Source organism: Georgenia halophila, assembly GCF_039541595.1.
Map to the genome: position 1 here is coordinate 337,716 of NZ_BAABGN010000011.1, position 17,223 is coordinate 354,938.

Sequence of the window (17,223 nt, forward strand, 5' to 3'; positions counted from 1 at the left end):
AGTAAACGTGTGTTCACCGGCTACGCAAGCGTAATCGCGGGGGCGCGCGGCGAGCGGCGGAGACCGCTCAGTCCTCCTGCTCGCCGAGGCGCCGGAACGGGCGCGTGGAGAAGATGACCTCGACGGCGACGCCGAAGTACTCGGCGATCCGCAGCGCCAGGTGCAGCGAGGGGCTGTACTCGCCGCGCTCGAGATAGCCGACCGTCTGATAGTGCACGCCCAGCGATTCCGCGAGCTCCCGCCGGGAGATCCCGCGCTCCGCCCGCAGCATCGTGATCCGGTTGTAGACGGTGTCGGACTGAGGTCGGCCGGTCGCTCCGCCGTCGTCCGGTCGTTCCTCGAGGCTCTCAGTAGCCACGGTTCATGAACCGCTCTCGACGCTCGGCCACCGACGACCCGGACTCGCGCCGGGCCATCCGCCGCAGCAGGATCGGCGCGAGCACCATGCCGGCGATCGCCCACGCTCCGAGCGCGCCCACCATCTCGACCGTGCGCCAGCTGTCGCCGATCTCCGCGGTGACCATCTCCGCGGGCAACAACGCGGAGCGCGCGCCGAGGCCCAGCCAGTAGAACGGGAACGCCTGGCCGACCCACTGCAACCACTCGGGCAGCGCCGTGATCGGGTAGAAGATCCCGGACGGCGCGATGAGCAGCATGGAGCCCATGAACACCAGGCCGGTCTGCGACGTCTTGGTCAGCAGGGAACCCAGTGCCGCACCGACGGGGACGGTCGCGACGAGGCCCAGGACGAAGATCGCGACGAGGATGAGCCAGGCGCGCGGCTCGCCCGCTCGCAGCTCGTCCCGCACCGTCCAGGCCGGGATGATGAGCACCACGAGACTCACGAACGTGGTCAGCGCGATGTTGACGATCTTGCCGATCAGGTAGCCCAGCATCCCGTTGGGTGTCGCCTTCGCCCGCAGCAGCGTGCCGTCCTCCCGCTCGATGGCCAGCACGCTGGCCGGACCGGAGAGCCCACCGAAGGCGATGCTCATGCCGATCAGGCTCGGCAGGACCATCGCGCCGAGGGCGAAGTCGGTCCCCGGCACGGTGGAGCCCTGCATCATCAGCAGCACGGCGGCGAAGATCACCGGCATGAGCAGGTACCAGATGATGTCGCCCGCGCTGGTGAGGGAGTGCCTGGTCTCTGTGAGCCCGCGGGAGAGCCCGGCCCGCACCGCCACCGCTCGGGCGTCCGGTGGGCGCACCGTTGCCTGTGTCATGACAACACCTCCTGCAGCGGCGGTTCCGATCCCTGGTCTTGGCCGCTCTCCACCCGCTGGACCAGGGTTATGTACGTGTCCTCCAGGCTCGCGCGCCTGACCTCGAGCTCGCTGACCGCGTCGGCGTCCGTGGCCAGCAGGTCGCGGACGAAACCGGTGGGGTCGCCCGTGGTGACGGCGTGCACGTGGCGCTCGCCGTCGCTCGTCCAGCGCACCTCGGCGGCGGTCGACATCTCGCGGGCGAGCTCGTCCGCGGAGCCGTTCGCGACGATGTGGCCGTCGGCGAGGATGATGATGCGGTCCGCCAGCTTCTCCGCCTCGGCCAGGTCATGCGTGGTGAGCATGATCGTGGCGGACTCGAAGTCGGCCAGCCGGTGCACGAGGTCGTGGAACTCGCGGCGGGCGTGCGGGTCGAACCCGGCGGTCGGTTCGTCGAGGAAGATCAGCTCGGGGCGGCCGACGATGCCGATGGCGACGTCGAGGCGGCGGCGTTGCCCGCCGGAGAGGTTCTGGATCTTCTGGTCGGCGTGCTCGGTGAGGCCGACCAGTCCGAGGAGCTCGTCGGTGTCCCAGGGGCGGTGCTGCGTCGGTGTGGAGTACGGCTCGTAGAAGCGTCCGAGGTAGTTGAGCAGCTCCCGGACGCGCCACCTGCCGTGGTCACGCCAGGACTGCAGGACGACGCCGATCCGCGCCCGCCAGGCCTCGTCACCGTGGGCCGGGTCGCTGCCCAGGACCGAGACCGTGCCCGCAGAGCGCATCCGGAAGCCCTCGAGGATCTCGATCGTGGTGGTCTTGCCGGCCCCGTTGGGTCCGAGGAGGGCGAGCACCTCGCCGCGGTGGGCGCCGAAGGTGACGCCGGTGAGGACGTCTTTGGCGCCGTAGCGCATCTGCAGGTCGTGGACCTCGATGACGGCGTCGGTCTTGGTGCCGGCGCCACTCGCGGACTGCCGTGGCACCGCGGCGCGTGTTGCATGTTCGCGACTTCCCATAGCAGGAATACTACATACGGCCGTAGACATGTACCAGGGGCTTCTCGAACTTGGGTGTGCGGCGGCTCAGCCGGCTGCTCTGCGCGCCAGATGAAACCGCAGCCGGTTGTGTGCCAGCGTCCGGGGCATCGCGCGTTCGGACCGGATTCGCACCGGCGGCGCCGCCGCGACGTCGAACTGGCTGACGATCCCGGCGAGCAGCTCGCTCGTCACGTCGAGCACCAGCGTGCGGCCCGGGCACTGGGCGGGGCCGGCGCTGAAGGGGACGAGCGCTCGGGAGATCTCGGCGCGGCCGTCGTCCCAGATGGCGGGCTCGAACTCGTCTGCCCACGGCAGCCGGCTCCGGTCGCGGTGGAAGAAGGTCGAGATGATCGCGAACCCGGTGCCGGGTGCCGCGGTGCCGCCCGACCAGTGTGTCTCCTCGACGCCGTCACGCAGGATCGTCAGCGTGGTCGGCCACAGCCGCAGCGACTCGAGCACGGTGGCCCTCGCCAGTGGCCGGAGCCCTCGGTGGGTCGGCAGGTCCTCCTGGCGAACCTCCGCCATCGCGGCGGGATGGCCGGTGAGCAGGGCCAGCGCGCGGTAGGTCGCGATACCGGCGGCGTCGAAGGCGAAGAGCCACTGCGGTATCTGTCCGAGCTCGGCCGTGCCCGGCACGCCGGGGGTCCGGGCGACCACGCCCGCGATGCTCTGCGGGTCGGCGTCCGCGACGTACGTGCGGAGCCGCCGTCCCAGCTCACGGAGCCGGCGGGTGCTGCGTGGGCGCAGGAACGCCCAGTTCGCCTGCGCCCGGAGGGCGACCATGAGGTCGGTGATGGCCTCGTCGTCGCGGGCGGCGTCGCCGAGGACGACGCGGCGCACGATGCGCCAGAACACCGGCGTGAACCGGTCCCAGGTGAGCACCGGAGCGTCGCTCGGCAGCAGACCCTCCAGCTCCTCGGCGACGACGGCGACGATGTGGTCGTGGAGGCGGTGCAGGCTCTCGCGGTGATCGAGCACGTCCTCGTTCCAGGGGCGCCGCAGGGCCCGTCGCTCCTCGCCGGAGATCAGGACACCCATCGGCTCGAAGTGGCGCAGCGCCGTGACCTTCTCCCGGTTCGCCGGCGTGAACGGCCGCGGGGAGCCGTCGAGCAGCGTGGCGACGTCGTCCGGGTCGAGCACGACGGCGAGCTCCCGGACGGGGAGGCGCAGGAGCACCGGGCCTGCTCCGTATCGCTCCCGCAGGTCACCGAGGATCCGGCACGCGTGCCGGTTGGTATCGAGCGAGTCGGCGAGCGAGACGACACCCGGTCGGCGGATGATGACGCCCTGCGCGAGCATCGGTGCCAGGACCCCGACGGCGACCCGCACGGTCTCGCCGACGGACAGCCGCGGCAGCGTCGCGGGCATCAGGCCTCCTCGGCCTTGACGCGTTCGGCGAAGGCCTCGATCTGGTCCCGGCGCCCGGTGCCCAGCCCCCGCCTGGTGACGTTCAGGGCTCCGGCGGCCGCGCCGAGGCGGACCGCCTCGAGCAGGTCGGCACCGTTGGCCAGGGCGACGGCGATGCCGGCGGTCATGGAGTCCCCGGCGCCCTTGTGCTCCCGGGAGCTGACCGTCGGGGTGGTGAGCAGGCAGACGCGATCGTTCTCCACGACGAGCGTCCCGTGCTCCGCCATCGAGATCACGAGAGCGGAGAGTCCGCCGTCGAGCATGCGGCGGCCGGCGTCCCGCAGGGTCGCGACCTCCGTGTCGTCGGCGAACCCGCCGTCGACCATCTCCCCGTGGCTGAGCTTGAGCACCACGCCGCCGGCCTCGACCACGCCGGGGACGTGCGCGCCGGAGAGGTCCGCGACCACCGGTTTGCCGTCCGCCCGCAGATCCGCGGCGAGCCGCCCGAAGAAGTCGTCCGGCAGCCCGACGTCCGGGTCCGCGCCGGTGAGCACGCAGAGATCGGCGTCCAACGACCGCACCAGCATCGTCCCGTACAGGTCGTCCTGGTCGTGCCGATCCAGCGCTGGGCTGCGCATGACGGCGATCTCCTCCCGCTCTCCGGCGCGGTAGTCGAGGAGGTGCGCGCTCACCGCGACCGTGTGGGTCGACTGGATCTCCAGCCCTTCGGCTCGCGCCAGCGCGGCTGCCGCGACGCCCGTCTCGCCGTCGAAAGGGCCGCAGACCACCACCTGCCCACCGAGGGTGGCGATCATGCGGGCCACCCACAGGCCCTGGCCGCCGGCGTGGACGTGCACGTGCGGATCGTTGTCCCGGACGGTCTCGAGGGTGACCTCGAGCAGCGGCGCGGCGGCCAGCACGGACAGGAACGGCATGGGCGCCAGTATCGCCAGGCATGTCACGAGGCGCACCCGGTGCGCGGGCCTCGTGACGACCGGGCGATCGTGCGTTCGTGAGCGAGAATCCGCCTGCCGCCCGAGAGATGATCGGTCTGTCCGGCGTCGCCGAGGGAGGTGGTCGTGATGGTCGGCAGACTGCCCGACCGGTCCGTGGCGCGGGCCGTGACCCACCAGCGCTGGGAGCAGATCACCTTCCTGCACTGGCGGCTTCCCGCGGCCACCATCACGCCGCTGCTCCCGCCCGGCCTGACGCCGCACACGTTCGACGGCGACGCATGGCTGAGCATCACGCCGCTGCGGATGCACGTACGCGCCGCGTTCACCCCGCCCGTCCCGCACCTGTCCCACTTCGCCGAGGTCAACGTCCGGACCTACGTGCGCGGACCCGACGGCGGAGACGGCATCTGGTTCTTCTCGCTCGAATGCCCGCGACTCCCCGTCGTCGCCGCCCTTCGCGGGCTCGGCCTGCCCTACACGCTCGCCCGGACGGCCCTGAGGACGGCACCCGACCCCGCCCGCTCCCGGCAGCTGCACCCGCCGCCCCGGGACCCGGACTCGCCAGCCCGTCAGCTGGACGCCGGGACCCGACGCCCCCACGGCGGACCGGGGATGCGCTCGCGGACCACCATCGGCGAATCGATGGAGCCGGACGAGGCGACCGACTTCCTCACCGGTCGCTGGTCGGCCTACACCTGGCGGTTCGCACGGCTGTGGCGGGTGGACGTCGACCATCCGCCCTGGCCGCTCCACCGCGCGGAGGCCCGGGCGGACGTGAACGAGCTCGTGCTGGCCAACGGTCTGCCGCCGGTCACGGGCGAGCCGCTCGTGCACTACTCGCCCGGTGTGCCGGTACGTATCGGACTCCCGGTCCGAGCCAGGCACAATGGCCGGCATGGTTGAGCCCCGATGGCACGACGTGGCCCGCGCAACCGGCCTGCTCGCTCCCGACGGCACGGTCGCCGCCACGATCTTCGCCGAGATGACCGCGCTCGCCGGCCGCACCGGCGCGGCGAACCTCGGCCAGGGCTTCCCCGACGTCGACGGACCGGACTTCCTCAAGGAGGCGGCCGTCGCCGCCATCAGGGACGAACCCAACCAGTACGCACCCGGATCCGGTGTCCCCGCGCTGCGCCGCGCCGTCGCCGCACACCAGCAGCGCCACTACGGCCTCCAGGCCGACCCCGACACCGAGGTCCTGGTCACCGTCGGCGCCACCGAGGGCATCGCCGCCTCGATCATGGCGTTCGCCGGGCCAGGCGACGAGGTGCTCACCCTCGAGCCGTTCTACGACTCCTACGCCGCCATCATCGCGCTGACCGGCGCCACCCACCGCACCGTGCCGATGCGGCCCGCCGCCGGCGGCTTCCGCATCGATCCGGACGACGTCGCCGCCGCCTTCACCGACCGCACCCGCGTCCTGCTGGTGAACAGCCCGCACAACCCCACCGGCACCGTGCTGAGCCGGGAGGAGCTCACAGCCCTCGCGGAGCAGGCGACCGCCAACGACGTCGTCGTCGTGACCGACGAGGTGTACGAGCACCTCACCTACGGTGCCGAGCACATCCCCATCGCCACGCTGCCCGGCATGGCCGAGCGCACGCTGACGATCTCCTCGGCCGGCAAGACCCTGAGCTTCACGGGCTGGAAGGTCGGCTGGGTCCACGGACCCGCCGAGCTCGTCACCGGCGTCCGCACCGTCAAGCAGTTCCTCACCTACGTCGCCTCCGGACCCTTCCAGCACGCGGTCGCCAAGGGCCTCGACGACGACGGCCGGACCGCCAGCTACGTCTCCGGCCTGCGAGACTCGCTGTGGCAGCGTCGGGACTTCCTGGTCGGTGCGCTGGAGGAGGCGGGCTTCGCGCCGCTGGCCCCGCAGGGCACGTACTTCGTCGCCGCCGACGCCGCCGGCCTCGGCCACGACGACGCAGCCACCCTCTGCCGGGAGCTGCCCGAGCTGGCCGGCGTGGTCGGCGTGCCGATCTCCGCCTTCTGCACCCCCGGCGGCGCCGTCGCCGAGTCGTTGCGGTCGTGGGTGCGGTTCACCTTCGTGAAGTCGCCCGAGGTGCTCGAGCGGGCCGTCGAAGGCCTCCAGCGCCTGCGAACCTGACGTCTCACGGGAGCGACCCGCCCACCACCGTGACCTGCCCACCACCCGGTGAGTTGTCATTCGCGTGCTGAGTCGTCACTCACGAACGTTCAGGAACCGTTCGCGGTGACCGCACCGCGCAGGGCGGCGTGCAGGCTCGCCGGCGTCAACCTCCCGACGGCGGCTCCGCCGTCGTCCAGCACCGTCACCTCGCCGGCCGAAGCGCCGGCCAGGACGGAGAAGCAGGCCTCCAGCGAGGACCCGAGCCGAACCGTCGGCCGTTCGTTGCCGTTGCCGTCGGCTGCGCCTGGCCCGCCCCCTGCTTCCGCCGGCTCGACGTGCCGGCGGTCGAGCTCGGTGACCGCCAGCAGCTTGATCGCCCGCGCCTCGCCGATGAACCCCTCGACGAACGCGTTCGCCGGGCGGGAGAGCAGCGTCGCCGGCGTGGCCAGCTGCTCGAGGTTGCCGCCCTGGCTGAACACGGCCACCCGATCCCCGAGGAGCACCGCCTCGTCGATGTCGTGCGTCACGAGCAGCACCGTGGTGCCGAGATCGTCGTGGATCCGCCGGAACTCGGTCTGCAGCGACCGCCTGCCCTCCGGATCCACCGCGCCGAACGGCTCGTCCATGAGCATGATCGCCGGGTGCGTGGCCAGCGCCCGCGCCACGCCGACCCGCTGCCGCTGGCCGCCCGAGAGCTCGTGCGGGTAGCGGGGCCCGTGCAGCTCCGGGTCCAGGTGCACCAGCGACAGCAGCTCCGCGACCCGGTCGCGCGTGCGCCGCCTGTCCCACCGGAGCAGCCGGGGCACGGTCGCGACGTTCTCGGCGACGGTGCGGTGCGGGAAGAGCCCGACGTGCTGGATCACGTACCCCATGCCGCGGCGCAGCCGGACCTCGTCCACCCCGGCCACGTCGTCGCCGTCGACGAGCACCCGGCCGCTCGTGGGCTCGACCAGGCGGTTGACCATACGCAGCAGCGTCGACTTCCCCGACCCGGACGGGCCGACCAGCGTCAGCAACTCGTGCTGGGCGACATCGAGGTCGAGGCCCGCGACCGCGACCGTGCCGTCCGGATACTCCTTGCCCACCTCGTCGAAGCGGATGTGGGCACGGTTGCTGTTCTCGGTGGGCACAACGACGACGTTATCGGCACGCGCCCATGACACGGGCGCCGCGGATGAGCCGGCCACCAACCGGTAGCGTCTCGCCGGTGAGCGACAACCCGTGGTTCTCCTGGCGATACCTCGAGAACAACTGGCGCAACCTGGCCGAGCTCACGGGTCAGCACGTCAGTCTCACCGTGCAGGCGGTGCTGATCGCACTGCTGCTCGCCGTGCCGCTCGCGGTCCTGGCCCGTGGCCGCCCGGTGATCTCCGGTGCGGTGCTCGGCTCCTCGGCGGTCCTGTACACGGTGCCCTCGATCGCGCTGTTCGGTCTCCTTGCGCCGTTCACCGGCATCGGCCGCACCACCGTGCTCATCGGGCTCGTCGCGTACGCGATGCTCGTGCTCGTCCGGAACACGCTCGTCGGGCTGCGCGGTGTCCCGCCCGACGTGGTGGACGCCGCGCGCGGCATGGGCTACTCGCCGCTGCGCCGGCTGCTCGCCGTCGAGCTCCCCCTCGCGCTGCCCGCCATCATCACCGGCGTCCGGCTCGCGACGGTCACCACGGTCGCGCTGGTCACGGTCGGAGTGGTGGTCGGGTACGGCGGCCTGGGACAGGCGATGTACAGCGGATTCAACTCCTCCTACCGGGCCGAGATCCTGGCCGCGACCGTGCTGTGCGTGGCGATCGCGCTCGTCGCCGACCTGCTGCTGCTCGCACTGGGCCGGCTGGTCGTCAGATGGCGGCGCGCATGAGCGGCGGCTCGGCGTTCGAGAACGCCTTCGTCTACCTCAACGACCCGCTCAGCTGGACGGGCGAGGGACGCATCCTCGACCTGCTCGGGGACCACCTGTGGATGACCCTGGTCGCCGTCGTGCTCGCCGCCGTCGTCTCGCTGCCGATTGGTGTCTGGTTCGGGCGCACGGGCCGCGGCGGCGGCGTCGTCATCGCGACGGCGAACCTCACCCGGGCCGTGCCGACCCTCGCCCTGCTGTACATCTTCACCGCCGGGCTGGGGCTCGGTCAGTGGCCGACCATCCTGGCCGTCGCCGTCTTCGGTGTGCCACCGATCCTGTCGAACACGTGGACCGGGCTGCGCGAAGTCGACCCGGCCGCGCGTGACGCCGGCGCCGGCATGGGCATGTCGTCCGCGCGGCTGCTCCGTGAGGTCGAGCTGCCACTGGCGCTGCCGCTCATCGCCGCCGGGGTGCGCACCGCCGTCGTGCAGATCGTCGCCACCGTCTCTCTCGCCTCCCTGGTGGGCGGCGGCGGCCTCGGGCTGATCATCTCCAACGGGCTGTTCACCCAGCGGTGGGGTCAGGCGCTCGCGGGAGCCCTGCTCGTGGTGGTCGTCTGCCTCGGGCTCGAAGCGCTCCTCGGCGCGGCGCAGCGCTTCCTCACGCCCCCGGCCATGCGTGCGGCGGCCCGGACCGGGGGATAGGCGCCGGCGGGCATTCCGCCGATTCCGACGCGGCCCTCCGATAACGCGTGGTGCATGTCGGCGCCGCACGTTAGCGTCCCTCGAGACCAGCTCAGCAGACCGGCCCCCGGAGGGACCCATGCGCCGTATGACCGCCTTCGCCGGAGGGCTCGCCATCCTCGCCCTAGCAGCCTGCGGTGAACCCGGCTCGGCCGGCGGCGGAGGTGGCGGCCAGCCCGACCGCGAGACGGCCGGCGGCACGACCGCCGAGGCCTGCGAGCCGATCGCGGGAGAGCAGCTCGTCGTCCTCGAGGACGACAAAAACCTGCAGACCGTCGACAACATCATCCCGGCGATCAACGCCGAGGTCGCCGAGCCGGCCATGATCTCGGCGCTGGACGCCGTCTCTGCGGCGCTCGACACCGAGATCCTCATCGACCTCAACAAGGCGGTCGACGTCGAGCGGAACACCTCTGCGCAGGCCGCCGCCGACTTCTACGCGGACGCCGGCATCGAGGTGCCCGAGACCTCCGGCTCCGGCCGCGTCGTGATCGGTGCCGCCAACTTCTCCGAGTCCGGCACGCTCGCGGAGCTGTACGCGCTGGCGCTGACCGACGCCGGCTACGACCCCGAGGTGCGCACCATCGGCAACCGCGAGACCTACGAGCCCGCGCTGGAGGCCGGTCAGATCCACATCGTGCCCGAGTACGTCGGGACGCTGACGGCGTTCCTCAACACCAAGATCAACGGCGCCGACGCCCCGGCCGAGAACCCGAAGGCCAGCGCGGACCTGGAGGCCACCACCGAGAACCTCAGGGAGCTCGGCGAGCAGGTCGGCCTGGTCTTCGGCGAGCCGTCCGCCGCGGCAGACCAGAACGCCTATGCCGTCACGGAGGCGTTCGCCGAGGAGCACGACGTCTCGACGCTCTCGGAGCTCGCGAAGGAGTGCGGATCGCTGAGCCTGGGCGGCCCGGTCGAGTGCCCCGACAGGCCGTTCTGCCAGCCGGGCCTCGAGGAGACCTACGGGCTCACCTTCTCCGAGTTCGTCTCGCTCGACGCCGGGGGCCCGCTGACCAAGGAAGCCCTCAGGTCCGGTCAGATCGCCCTGGGCATGGTCTTCTCGTCCGATGCGGCCCTCGCCACGGACTGACCGTGGTCGCGTCACGCTCACCTCTGCCGAGAGCAGCCGATAGCGCCGAGAGCAAACGTTCAAGCGCCCGCTTTCGGTGCAGGAGTCCGCTCTCGGCGGGCGTTTGAGCCGGTGCTCGCCCGCCGGTCCAGGGCGTCGAGGTAGGCGGAGAGCTCACCGGCGGCATGGAGCTGAGCCCGCCCGCGCGACGTCAGGTCGCGCCGCCACCGGTCCAGCGTCGTGAGTAGCGCGTCGAGGCTGCCGGCGTCGCGGAGCTCGCCGAGGACGGTGGCGATGGTGTCCAGGGGCCGGCCTCCCCGGCGCAGCAGGTGTGCCAGCTCGGCTTCGCGGACGTCCGACGCCAGGTACTGGCGGTGGCCGGTGCGCGGATCGCGTCGCGGGACGAGGACGCCGGCGCGCTCCCAGGTGCGCAGGGTGGCCGGGCTGAGCCCGAGGTGGCGGGCGAGCTCTCCGACGCTGTACGGCAACCGAATGCCCACGGCGGTCTCCGGCGCTCCGGGCCCGAGATCCGTCAGCGCCGTCTCGACGGTCCGCAACGTGCTGCGGTCGCGTGCCAGCAGCGCGTGTCCGTCGTCGATGTGCTCGAGTGCCTCGTCGAGGCGGCCGGCGGTGACGGCACGCATGAGGCGGCGGCTCGTCGAGGAGTCGAAGGCAAGAACCAGCGCCAGGTAGGCCGCGAGGCCGGCGGCATGAGTGGCGGTGTAGTCCCGGTAGCTCGTCCGGCTTCGGCGGGCCGGCGGGATGATGCCGGCAGCCTCGTAGTTGCGGATCGCCTGTGTCGAAAGACCGTGCCGACGGGCCAGATCCACGGGCCGCATCTGGCCTCCTATTGAGAGTTTTCTGCGCAGGTCGGCGGAGTCTCGTCAGCAAGTTTCCACCGGGCGTTCAAGGATACGATTCATGGGCATGACCTCGAGCGCACCCGTCGTGTCTGGCGATTTCGACCTGACGATGGACGAGCTGCGCGTCGTGGCTCGCTACGTGGTTCAGCATGCAGAGGACGTCCTGCCGGTGTTCGAGCAGGCTGTCCCAGACGATCCGCGTCCTCGGGCGGCGATCGATGCGGCCTGGGCGTTCATCGACGGCGCCGGCAGGGCCAGACGGCAGCGCGTCACGTCTCTCGACGCTCATCGGGCCGCGCGCTCGGCGCCCTCCGAATCCGCGCGGCTCGCCGCCCGAGCTGCCGGTGACGCCGCGTCGGCCGCGTACCTGCACCCGATCGCCAGGCCGACCAGGTCGGCCACATCCTCCGAGCGGCCGCGAGCGTCGCGCGCATCGGGGAGCTGGAGGCCGGCGGCGACCCGGCGGTCGGCGACGCCCTGCTGGAACGGTCGCGCCAGCGTGCGACCCCGGTGATCATCGACGTGCTCCACCGCTACCCGGCCGCATCGGGAGGCAGCGGTCCTATCACCCGGCTGATGAGCACCCTGGACCAGTCCCTGCGCTCGGTGGCCAAGCGGTTACCTGACGACCCCTCGGGCAGTGCCGCCGATGGGCGTGGGACGGGGCGGGCGTCATGATCCTCCCCAAGGTGCGGGACCCGCGCTTCGTGACATTCCGCCGAGGCGGAACACTCACCGACGCGGACCACCACCTCCTCGCGCTCTGGGCCGCATCGTGCGCCGAGCATGTGCTGGTTCACTTCGAGTCCGCACGGCCGGCCGACCCGCGACCCCGCCAGGCGATCGAGCACGCACGGGCCTGGGTGCGCGGCGAGGTCAGGATGATGACTGCTCGTGCGGTGGGCGGCCACGCCATGGGCGCCGCCAGGGACCTGCAAGGGGCAGCCCGGTACGCCGCATATGCCGCCGGCCAGGCCGCGGTCGTCGCACATGTCGCCGCGCACGAACTCGGCGCGGCCGCCTACGCGATCAAGGCGGCACGCGCCGCGGCCACGGACGGCCACCGCGAGACCGCAGGGCGGCTCGAGTGCCAGTGGCAACGCGATCAGCTCCAGGAGAAGATCCGCGAGCTCGTCCTCGACGACCAGAGGTTGCGCAACGACCTCTGCTGGTCGGTGTTCGCCTGCTGAGGCCTGAGGTGTCGGTCGGCCGTGCGAGGTCGGTCAGCCGCGCTTGATCAGCGGTGTCAGCCCGTCCAGCACGCGTTCCCGCCCGAACTCGAACGCGCGGCCGGGATCCCAGGCGCCGCCCTGCGCCTGTCCGGACGCCGTGCCCACCCGACTGGCGAGCGGGTACGCGGCCGGGTCCATCGCCCGCTCGAGCAGCGGGCCGGCCGTCGCCCACCACTGCTCCTCGTCCATGGCGGTGTCCTGGCGAGTTGCGGCGGCGGCCGCGGCCGACCTCGCCCAGCCCTGGACGAAGGCGAGCACCCAGTCCAGGGCGGCGTCCATCGTGACGTCGTCGAGGCCTAGTCCGTCGAGCGCGGCGAGCTCGTGGTCGTACTTCGCCGTGGCGCCGGGGCCCAGCGTGGGGCGGGTCGTGGAGACCGACGCCGCCCAGGGGTGGGTCTCCAAGAGTTCACGGTTCTCGTCGGCGACGGTGCGGACCCGCTCGCGCCACGGCAGGCCCGCCACGTCGGCGCGGGGCATGCGCGCGTAGAGATGGTCGAGCATGAGGTCGATCAGCTCGGCCCGGCCAGGGACGTAGGTGTAGAGCGTCATCGGTGCCGTGCCGGCGACGGAGGCGACCTTCCGCATCGTCACCGCCTCCAGCCCATCGGCGTCGGCGAGGGCGACCGCTCGCTCGACCAGCAGGTCGACGTCGAGGCCCTGCCGCGGTCCGCGCCGGGGCGACGGCGTCGGCAGCGCGTGCCGCCAGAGCAGAGCGATCGTGCGCGCCGGATCGCCGCTGCCGGCCCGTGGAGTGGTCACGGGAATACTGTCGCACACCGTACGTTGTACGACGTACGCTGTACGACCTAACAGCGCTTCGTCCGTCAACCGAGGAGAGTCATGAACATCAGTTCGTCCGCGATCAGCCTCAACGTCACCGACCCGGCCGCTTCCGCCCAGTTCCTCGTCGAGCACTTCGGCTTTCGAGAGGACATGGCGGCCGAGGGCTTCCACTCCCTCAGCCGGTCCGACTCCGGCATGAACGTGATTTTCCTGCGCGTCGGCCTCCCGACGCTGCCGGACGACCAGCGCGAGGTCCATGCCCAGGGGCAGATCCTCGCGTTCGTCGTCGACGGCCTGGAGGCGGAGCTCGACCGCCTCCAGCGGGAGGGCGTCGCCATCACCATGCCGCTGACCGTCGAGGAGTGGGGCGAGCGGGCCTTCCAGGTCCGTGACCCCAACGGCGTCATCGTCCAGCTCGTCGACTGGAACGGCTGACGGTTCCCGCCGAGAGCAGGCGATCACACCGAGAGCGGGTGTCCAAGCACCCGCTCTCGGCGCAGAAGCCTGCTCTCGGCGCAGAAGGCTCGGCCGTCAGATGCTGCGCCGCATGGTCCGAATGCCGACCACGATCCCTGCGGCTCCGACGATCGCTGCCGCCAGGGCGCCCTGCCACACGTCGTGGCTGGTGAAGATGCCGTTGAACAGGTCGCGCTGCGCGTCGACCATGTAGGTCAGCGGGTTCGCCATGGCGAGGATCTGCATCCACCGCGGCCCGGACTCGAGCGGTAGCAGCATGCCGGAGAGCAGCATGAGTGGGAACAGCAGGGTCTGCTGCACGGTCCAGAACAGCCAGTCCCGGTCCCGCGAGACGATGCCGAGCGCGTAGCTGAAGGCGCCCAGCCCCATCCCGAAGACGGCCAGCAGCACCAGGCCGACCAGCATGCCGGGGATCGAGGGGCGGAATCCGAAGATGGCCGCGATCGCCACCAGCACCACCGACTGCAGGACCAGTGGCACCATCTCCTTGAAGGCCCGACCCAGAAGCAGCGCGGCCCGGGAGACGGGGGCCACGAGCATGCGCTCGTGCGCGCCCATGATGATCTCGTAGAGCAGGTTCGAGCCGGTCATCGCGGTCCCGAACAGGGCCGTCATGACGATGATCCCGGGCACGAACCACTGGAACGCCTCGGCGATCGGCTGGCCGGTCATGCCGCCCAGCAGCGGACCGAAGAACGCCAGGAACATCAGCGGCTGGATCAGGGAGAACACCAGGCTGAACGGGTCGCGCAGCGTCGGCTTCAGCTCGCGGTTGAAGACGTTGATCGAGTCCCTGATGACGCCCGAGGGCTTGGCCCCCGGGCGCTGCGTCTGGGTCGTGGTGCTCATCGGGTTGCTCCTGCGCTGATCGGCTCGGCTGTGGGTTCGTCGGTGGACTGGTTCTCCTCGCGCAGGCTGCGGCCGGTGAGCGTGAGGAAGACGTCATCGAGGGTGGGCTGGTCGAGGTCGGCAGTCAGCACGGTCGAACCGGCGGCGTCGAGCTCGCGGATGAGGCGGGGAAGGACCTCTTCACCGTGGTTGACCGCGACCACAATCCGGCTGTTCTCGCCATCGGCGGTGACCTCGGGCTCGGGATGCGCGGCGCCGGAGTCCTCGGCCGCCCGCCGGACGATCGTGGCGGCCGGCTCGGCGCCGCCGGTGACGGTCAGGGTGATGCGGTCGCCGGCGAGCGTGGCCTTGAGCCGCGGCGCGGAGTCGTCCGCGATGATCTTGCCGCTGTCGACCACCATCACTCGTTCGGCGAACTGGTCGGCCTCGTCCAGGTAGTGCGTGGTCAGGAACAGCGTCATCTCGTGCCGCTGCCGCATCCGCAGGATGTGGTCCCACAGGTTGGCCCGTGACTGCGGGTCCAGACCGGTCGTCGGCTCGTCGAGGAAGAGCAGCCGTGGGTGCGGGATCAGGCCGAGGGCGATGTCCGCCCGACGGCGCTGCCCGCCCGAGAGTGTGATCGTCTTGCGGTTCGCGACCTCGGCAAGGTCGAGTGCCTCGATCAACTCCTCGGTGCGTCGCCGCGACTCGACCCGCCCGAGCCCGTACATCGCACCCTGACTGAGCAGCTCGTCGCGCAGCCGCTGATACTGGCCCGCGCCGTTCTTCTGACCGATGTAGCCGATCCGGGCTCGCACCGAGGCCGGGTCGCGGGCGATGTCGTACCCGCACACGGTCGCGGTCCCGGAAGTCGGCTCGAGGAGCGTGGTGAGCATACGGAGGGAGGTGGACTTGCCCGCACCGTTCGGGCCGAGGAACGCGGTGAGAGACCCGGGTTTCACGTCCATGGAGATGTCCTCGACGGCGACCACGTCCTTGCCGCCCTGACCGCGGAAGACCTTGCGGAGCCCGCGTGCGCTGATGATCGGTTCTGTACCCATGGAAACCAGACTAGAAAGCCATGCGGACAGATCCTGGCCGCAAGGACGGTTATCTTTTTCGACGTGTCCGATCCGACGTCCCGCGCCCTTCGGCTGCTCTCCCTCCTCCAGACCCACCGGTTCTGGACGGGTCCGGAGCTCTCCGCCCGCCTCCGCGTCTCCGAGCGCACCCTGCGCCGCGACGTCGACCGGCTCCGCGAGCTCGGCTATCGCGTTGCCGCCAACCCCGGCATCGCCGGCGGCTACCAGCTCGAGTCCGGCGCCACGCTCCCGCCCCTGCTGCTGGACGACGACGAGGCGGTCGCCATCGCCGTCGGCCTGCGCACCGCAGCGGTCCAGGGCGTGGGCGACGGCGAGCACACCTCGCTCAGTGCCCTGGCGAAGATCGAGCAGGTGCTTCCGCGGAATCTCCGGCGCCGGGTCCGGGCCCTGCAGGACCACACGATCCCGGCCGTCCGGTCGGAGGAGCGGGTCGCGGCGGACGTGCTGGCCCAGCTGGCGCTAGCCTGCCGCGACCACGAACGACTGCGGTTCCGGTACACCGCGCGCTCGGGGGAGGAGACGTCCCGGCACATCGAGCCGCACTCCCTCGTGCCACGTGAACGCCGCTGGTACCTCGTGGCGTGGGACGTCGGTCGGGACGACTGGCGCACCTTCCGCGTCGACCGGCTCTCCGGACTACAACCCACCGGCGTGCGTGTGGCACCGCGCGAGCTGCCGGCCGAGGACGCGGCCGAGTTCGTCCTGGCGGCCCACTCCCCGACCTCGTCGAACTACCAGGCGATCGCGCGCATGCAGGCATCCATGGCACTGGTGCGGGAGTACTTCGGTGTGTGGGCGCAGAACGCCACGGAAGGTCCCGACGGCACGGTGGACTGGCCGCTCGCCGCCCGGTCCGTACCCGAGCTGCTCATGGCGCTGCTGTGGATTCCGTCGGACATGGGGTGGGAGCTGATCAGCGACGATCCGGCCGTCCACGAGGCGCTGCGCACCTTCGCCGAACGCGCGACGGCGGCCCTCGGCCCGGACCGGGCGGTCACTCCGCCGCCCGCAGCGGGACGAAGCTGAACGAGCCGAACTCCCGGGTGGTGACGTCCTCGCCCTGCCGATCGGCGACCACCATCTGGCTGCGCACGGGGATCACGAGCCGTCCGCCCTCGGCGAGCTGGTCCACCAGGCCCTCGGGCAGCTGCCGCGCCTCGGCCGAGACGAGGATCCGGTCGAACGGAGCCTCGCCCGGGAAGCCGACCCGCCCGGGTTCGGCCTGCTCGATGTGGACATCCGCGTCCTCGGTGATGCCGGACCCCAACAGATTGTCGCGGCCGTCCTCGACGAGGCCCGGCTCGATCTCCACCCCGACGACGGACCCGCCGGGCGCGACCAGATGGGCGAGCAGCGCCGTCGTCCAGCCGGAGCCGGAGCCGACGTCGAGCACCTCGTCACCCGGCTGATGGTCGAGCAGCTCGAGCATCGCGGCCACGGTGCTGGGCTGGGAGCAGGTGGCGCCGTGCCCGATCTGTAGGGGCAGGTCGGCGTCGGCGAAACGCAGCTGGTCCGGGGGCAGGAACGCCCTTCGGTCGACGGCGGCCATGGCCTCCCGCACCCGGTCGGCGGGTGAGACTGGTCGGTTCGCGCCCGAACCGGTCGTGGGATCGGCGCTCATCGTGCACACCCCCTTCGGCGGGTTGGTTCACGTCCATCG

The 17,223-nt window shown here is 71.5% G+C and carries 19 protein-coding genes and 1 pseudogene; 9 read left to right on the forward strand and 11 right to left on the reverse strand.

Features of this window, described 5'->3' with window-relative positions; genetic code table 11:
* Positions 1-67: 67 nt before the first annotated feature.
* The 5 genes from ABD907_RS13245 to ABD907_RS13265 all read right to left on the reverse strand — a co-directional run bounded on the left by ABD907_RS13245 (position 68) and on the right by ABD907_RS13265 (position 4,515).
* Positions 68-271: a helix-turn-helix transcriptional regulator gene (locus tag ABD907_RS13245; RefSeq protein WP_486334103.1), complete on the reverse strand. Its 204-nt coding sequence runs from the start codon at positions 269-271 to the stop codon at positions 68-70.
* Between the two features lie 76 nt (positions 272-347).
* Positions 348-1,223 (reverse strand): ABC transporter permease, encoded by an 876-nt coding sequence (locus ABD907_RS13250; RefSeq protein ID WP_345216728.1) that lies wholly within the window; start codon positions 1,221-1,223, stop codon positions 348-350.
* Positions 1,220-2,110 carry an ABC transporter ATP-binding protein gene (locus tag ABD907_RS13255; protein WP_486334104.1) on the reverse strand — a complete coding sequence of 297 codons (891 nt, stop codon included), beginning with the start codon at positions 2,108-2,110 and terminating at the stop codon, positions 1,220-1,222. Before ABD907_RS13255 ends, ABD907_RS13250 begins: the two co-directional genes overlap by 4 nt.
* Before the next feature lie 168 nt (positions 2,111-2,278).
* Positions 2,279-3,601, reverse strand: a complete 1,323-nt coding sequence (locus ABD907_RS13260) for a cytochrome P450 (RefSeq protein ID WP_345216730.1) — start codon at positions 3,599-3,601, stop codon at positions 2,279-2,281.
* Positions 3,601-4,515, reverse strand: coding sequence for a PfkB family carbohydrate kinase (locus tag ABD907_RS13265; RefSeq protein WP_345216731.1), 915 nt, complete (start codon positions 4,513-4,515; stop codon positions 3,601-3,603). The genes ABD907_RS13260 and ABD907_RS13265 overlap by 1 nt, the downstream gene beginning before the upstream one ends.
* A gap of 147 nt (positions 4,516-4,662) precedes the next feature.
* Between ABD907_RS13265 and ABD907_RS13270 the strand changes: the two genes are divergently transcribed.
* Both ABD907_RS13270 and ABD907_RS13275 read left to right on the forward strand, forming a co-directional pair.
* The gene (locus ABD907_RS13270) at positions 4,663-5,439 is read left to right on the forward strand and encodes a YqjF family protein (RefSeq protein ID WP_345216869.1); all 777 of its coding nucleotides are present in this window, start codon (positions 4,663-4,665) and stop codon (positions 5,437-5,439) included.
* Positions 5,432-6,646, forward strand: coding sequence for an aminotransferase class I/II-fold pyridoxal phosphate-dependent enzyme (locus tag ABD907_RS13275; protein WP_345216732.1), 1,215 nt, complete (start codon positions 5,432-5,434; stop codon positions 6,644-6,646). The genes ABD907_RS13270 and ABD907_RS13275 overlap by 8 nt, the downstream gene beginning before the upstream one ends.
* 89 nt (positions 6,647-6,735) lie before the next feature.
* On the opposite strand, the gene ABD907_RS13280 is transcribed toward ABD907_RS13275, so the two are convergent.
* Positions 6,736-7,758: an ABC transporter ATP-binding protein gene (locus ABD907_RS13280; RefSeq protein ID WP_345216733.1), complete on the reverse strand. Its 1,023-nt coding sequence runs from the start codon at positions 7,756-7,758 to the stop codon at positions 6,736-6,738.
* Between the two features lie 77 nt (positions 7,759-7,835).
* Here ABD907_RS13280 and ABD907_RS13285 point away from each other — a divergent pair, with 77 nt between their 5' ends.
* From ABD907_RS13285 to ABD907_RS13295, 3 genes are all read left to right on the forward strand, one after another.
* Complete coding sequence (locus ABD907_RS13285; RefSeq protein ID WP_345216734.1) at positions 7,836-8,483, forward strand: ABC transporter permease; 648 nt, start codon at positions 7,836-7,838, stop codon at positions 8,481-8,483.
* Positions 8,480-9,169 (forward strand): ABC transporter permease, encoded by a 690-nt coding sequence (locus tag ABD907_RS13290; protein ID WP_345216735.1) that lies wholly within the window; start codon positions 8,480-8,482, stop codon positions 9,167-9,169. Before ABD907_RS13285 ends, ABD907_RS13290 begins: the two co-directional genes overlap by 4 nt.
* 118 nt (positions 9,170-9,287) lie before the next feature.
* The gene (locus ABD907_RS13295) at positions 9,288-10,298 is read left to right on the forward strand and encodes a glycine betaine ABC transporter substrate-binding protein (RefSeq protein ID WP_345216736.1); all 1,011 of its coding nucleotides are present in this window, start codon (positions 9,288-9,290) and stop codon (positions 10,296-10,298) included.
* 59 nt (positions 10,299-10,357) lie between these two features.
* Here ABD907_RS13295 and ABD907_RS13300 read toward each other — a convergent pair whose 3' ends face one another.
* Positions 10,358-11,116, reverse strand: coding sequence for a MerR family transcriptional regulator (locus ABD907_RS13300; RefSeq protein ID WP_345216737.1), 759 nt, complete (start codon positions 11,114-11,116; stop codon positions 10,358-10,360).
* 88 nt (positions 11,117-11,204) lie between these two features.
* Here ABD907_RS13300 and ABD907_RS13305 point away from each other — a divergent pair.
* Together ABD907_RS13305 and ABD907_RS13310 are read left to right on the forward strand one after the other, a co-directional pair.
* A pseudogene (locus ABD907_RS13305) lies at positions 11,205-11,818 on the forward strand (putative immunity protein).
* Entirely contained in the window at positions 11,815-12,330 is a 516-nt protein-coding gene (locus tag ABD907_RS13310) for a putative immunity protein (RefSeq protein WP_345216739.1), read from the forward strand. Before ABD907_RS13305 ends, ABD907_RS13310 begins: the two are co-directional and overlap by 4 nt.
* 33 nt (positions 12,331-12,363) lie before the next feature.
* Here ABD907_RS13310 and ABD907_RS13315 read toward each other — a convergent pair whose 3' ends face one another.
* On the reverse strand, positions 12,364-13,131 hold the full coding sequence (locus tag ABD907_RS13315; protein WP_345216740.1) for a TetR/AcrR family transcriptional regulator C-terminal domain-containing protein: 768 nt from the start codon (positions 13,129-13,131) through the stop codon (positions 12,364-12,366).
* Positions 13,132-13,212: 81 nt separating this feature from the next.
* Between ABD907_RS13315 and ABD907_RS13320 the strand changes: the two genes are divergently transcribed.
* Positions 13,213-13,590: a VOC family protein gene (locus tag ABD907_RS13320; RefSeq protein WP_345216741.1), complete on the forward strand. Its 378-nt coding sequence runs from the start codon at positions 13,213-13,215 to the stop codon at positions 13,588-13,590.
* Between the two features lie 96 nt (positions 13,591-13,686).
* Here ABD907_RS13320 and ABD907_RS13325 read toward each other — a convergent pair whose 3' ends face one another.
* A complete protein-coding gene (locus tag ABD907_RS13325; RefSeq protein ID WP_345216742.1) occupies positions 13,687-14,481 on the reverse strand; it encodes an ABC transporter permease in 795 nt (264 codons plus the stop codon).
* A complete protein-coding gene (locus ABD907_RS13330; protein ID WP_345216743.1) occupies positions 14,478-15,521 on the reverse strand; it encodes an ATP-binding cassette domain-containing protein in 1,044 nt (347 codons plus the stop codon). The genes ABD907_RS13325 and ABD907_RS13330 overlap by 4 nt, the downstream gene beginning before the upstream one ends.
* A 63-nt stretch (positions 15,522-15,584) precedes the next feature.
* On the opposite strand from ABD907_RS13330, the gene ABD907_RS13335 reads away from it, so the two are divergent.
* Positions 15,585-16,589, forward strand: coding sequence for a helix-turn-helix transcriptional regulator (locus ABD907_RS13335; protein ID WP_345216744.1), 1,005 nt, complete (start codon positions 15,585-15,587; stop codon positions 16,587-16,589).
* Here ABD907_RS13335 and pcm read toward each other — a convergent pair.
* Positions 16,558-17,184 (reverse strand): protein-L-isoaspartate O-methyltransferase, encoded by a 627-nt coding sequence (gene pcm / locus ABD907_RS13340; RefSeq protein WP_345216745.1) that lies wholly within the window; start codon positions 17,182-17,184, stop codon positions 16,558-16,560. The two genes, ABD907_RS13335 and pcm, sit on opposite strands and share 32 nt — an antisense overlap.
* Between the last annotated feature and the right edge of the window lie 39 nt (positions 17,185-17,223).